This window comes from Actinomyces minihominis (assembly GCF_900187855.1).
Taxonomy (GTDB): domain Bacteria; phylum Actinomycetota; class Actinomycetes; order Actinomycetales; family Actinomycetaceae; genus Scrofimicrobium; species Scrofimicrobium minihominis.
The window spans coordinates 1-2,483 of sequence record NZ_FYEG01000019.1 but is presented as its reverse complement, the minus strand read 5'-3'; the positions used below and the strand labels follow the sequence as shown (position 1 = coordinate 2,483).

At 60.1% G+C, this 2,483-nt stretch carries 4 protein-coding genes and 1 pseudogene; all 5 read left to right on the top strand.

The window, feature by feature from the left end; genetic code table 11:
• Positions 1-396, top strand: a pseudogene (locus CS903_RS09225) (phage tail spike protein); the annotation flags it as partial.
• Positions 397-413: 17 nt separating this feature from the next.
• Positions 414-851, top strand: a complete 438-nt coding sequence (locus tag CS903_RS09220) for a hypothetical protein (protein WP_099333258.1) — start codon at positions 414-416, stop codon at positions 849-851.
• Positions 844-1,020 carry a hypothetical protein gene (locus CS903_RS09420; protein WP_164996729.1) on the top strand — a complete coding sequence of 59 codons (177 nt, stop codon included), beginning with the start codon at positions 844-846 and terminating at the stop codon, positions 1,018-1,020. The genes CS903_RS09220 and CS903_RS09420 overlap by 8 nt, the downstream gene beginning before the upstream one ends.
• 107 nt (positions 1,021-1,127) lie before the next feature.
• A complete protein-coding gene (locus CS903_RS09215) occupies positions 1,128-1,673 on the top strand; it encodes a phage holin family protein (RefSeq protein ID WP_099333257.1) in 546 nt (181 codons plus the stop codon).
• Between the two features lie 28 nt (positions 1,674-1,701).
• On the top strand, positions 1,702-2,483 hold a 782-nt coding region (locus CS903_RS09210; RefSeq protein WP_099333256.1), incomplete at its 3' end, for an N-acetylmuramoyl-L-alanine amidase.

Here is a 2,483-nt window from a genome sequence, read left to right as displayed (position 1 = left end):
ATGCTGTGCATGGACCCGAAAGGCTCTTTCTACGGACAAAAAGGCCTACACCTGACCATGAGCCTCTACGCGCACAACCACAACTTCTACACCTCGGGCAACCGGTTCGTGAACCTTCAAGACTTCACCACGGCGGCGGCTTACGCGTCCTGGGTGGGAAGCGGCAACAAGGCGGCGATCAGTTTTTCGACCACGCATTTGTACTTGACCACGAACGGCACGTACTACCAGATGACAAACGTGATGGCTCGCATCACCGCGTTGATCTCAAGGGTGAACTCGCTGATCGCCTACTTCAACCAAGGGTGGGTGAAGAACATCACCCGGTCAGGCACCACCATCAACTGGACGTACTTCTCCTCAGCGAACCTCACCGCGATTCCCACCACCATGTAAGAGAAAAGGAAGCATCCATGTATCTAGAAATACCGAATCATCTGCTGCCCGCCACGAGCGAACTGCTGGACTCCCTGCCGCTCAAAGGCGCGGCCTCCCGGGCTAGGACTCGAGCCCTCGCTCTTGTCTCCAATGCCCTGGAAGTTCTGGGGGCAAGCGAGGTGGAGCTGTTGAACACTTACGGCGTGAAGGATGCCACCGGTGAGTTGGTGCGTGAGGGCGACACCTTCGAACTGGTCCCGGAAACCGCCGCCGAGTACCAGGCCGAGCGCGCCAAGCTACTGGGCGAGGTCACGGTGATTGACGAGGCCACCTACACCGGACACGAGACCATCTTCCGCGAAACCCTCGAAAACGCAGACCTGGAGTTGAAGGGATCACTGGCGACCGCTTACGACCAGCTGCTCACGAGCCTCGAAAAGAACGCCTACAGCAAGGAGGACAGTGATGCGTGATGAACAGCCTAGTGAAGAGTCTTCTGACCTGCTTACCCCACCGGACGGGTCCAGTAGTGGCGCGACAGCCGCGAAACCCGCAGTCTCCGGGGAACTCCAGGAGCCGTCCGAGGGTGAGTTTGATGCGGCCTGGGCGGTCCTCGAAGCCTTGACCGACCCCAACTACTAACAACCCAACCCCTCAAGAGCACTGTTGCTCTTGGCCAAATCCGTGCGCGTCTGCCAACCGGCCAGGCGCGTTTTTGTTTGCCCAAAACCTGCTGGGAGGCACCCGTCTTGCGCACTTTGATCATCATTTTTCAAACCATATTCACCGGCCTTGGCGGTCTCATCGGCTGGTATCTAGGCGGGTGGGACGGGTTCCTCTACGCCCTGCTCGCCTTCGTCATCGCCGACTACGTAACCGGCTTGGCCTGCGCCATCGTGAACCACCAAGTCTCCTCGGCTATCGGCTTCAAAGGGATCACCCGCAAAGTCCTCATCTTCGTCCTCGTCGGCTTAGCGAACCTCCTCGACGTCTACGTCCTCAAAGAAAGCGGGGTACTGCGAACCGCAGTGATCTTCTTCTACATCTCCAACGAAGGCATCAGCCTCATCGAGAACGCAGCCCAACTGGGCCTGCCCGTACCCCAGGCTCTGCGGGACGCCCTCGCGAGCCTGACCGGCACCAAACAGGCCAACCAAGACGAATACGACGGCCACGAAGAAGAAGGCCAGCCATCAGGTGGCGCCGATCCCTACGTCCCTAAACACAGCGACCGCGCGGCCCTGCCCGAAACGGGGAACGAGAGCAGCGCTGGCGATTTCGACCAATCCAACTAACCAATCCAACTGGGAAGGAAACCTCCTCATGCCCTATCAGCTCATCACCAACCGCACTGCGCCCTGCCACACCAAAGGTCGGGGTGGAAACAAGATCAAATACATCGTCATCCACCACTGGGACGACCCGGCCAAGAAACCCTCCTTCGACGGCGTGGTGAACTGGTTCGCCACCGGGCGAGGCAACAACTCCGCCCACTACGTCGTCGAAGCAGGCAAAGCAGCCCGCATGGTCAGCGAATCCGATACCGCTTGGCATGCGGGGAACTGGGCTTACAACCAGCAGTCCATCGGCATCGAATGCAACCCCAGGAACACGGACGCGGACCGGAAAACCATCGGTGAACTCATCGACGACATCCAAAAGCGTCACGGGAAACTCGCGATCCTCGGCCACAAAGACTGCTCTTCCACCACATGCCCGGGGAACTACTATCCGCCCGCGAAAGTTCTCGCCCCCTACATCGGCAAAACCAGCGGCAGCGGCGCAAAACCCGCAGCACCAAGCCCCGCACCGGCTCCCGCTCCGGCTCCTTCGGGGAGTGTTGATGCGCTGGCTCGGGCGGTCATCAATGGCCAGTACGGTAACGGGGAAGAACGCAAGAAACGCCTCGGGTCCAACTACGCGGCAGTCCAAGCCCGGGTCAACCAAATCCTGGGTGGCACCAGTGCTTCCAAGCCCGCGGCCAGTAAGCCCGCTGCGAGTAAGCCTGCGGCGGTCAACATTGAAGCCCTCGCGAACGCCGTGATCCGCGGGGACTACGGCAACGGCGAAGAGCGCAAACGCCGCCTCGGCGCCAACTACGCCGC

Coding starts and splice junctions, on each gene's coding strand:
- CS903_RS09220 (WP_099333258.1), top strand. CDS start 414: ATGTATCTAGAAATACCGAATCATCTGCTGCCCGCCACGAGCGAACTG.
- CS903_RS09420 (WP_164996729.1), top strand. CDS start 844: ATGCGTGATGAACAGCCTAGTGAAGAGTCTTCTGACCTGCTTACCCCA.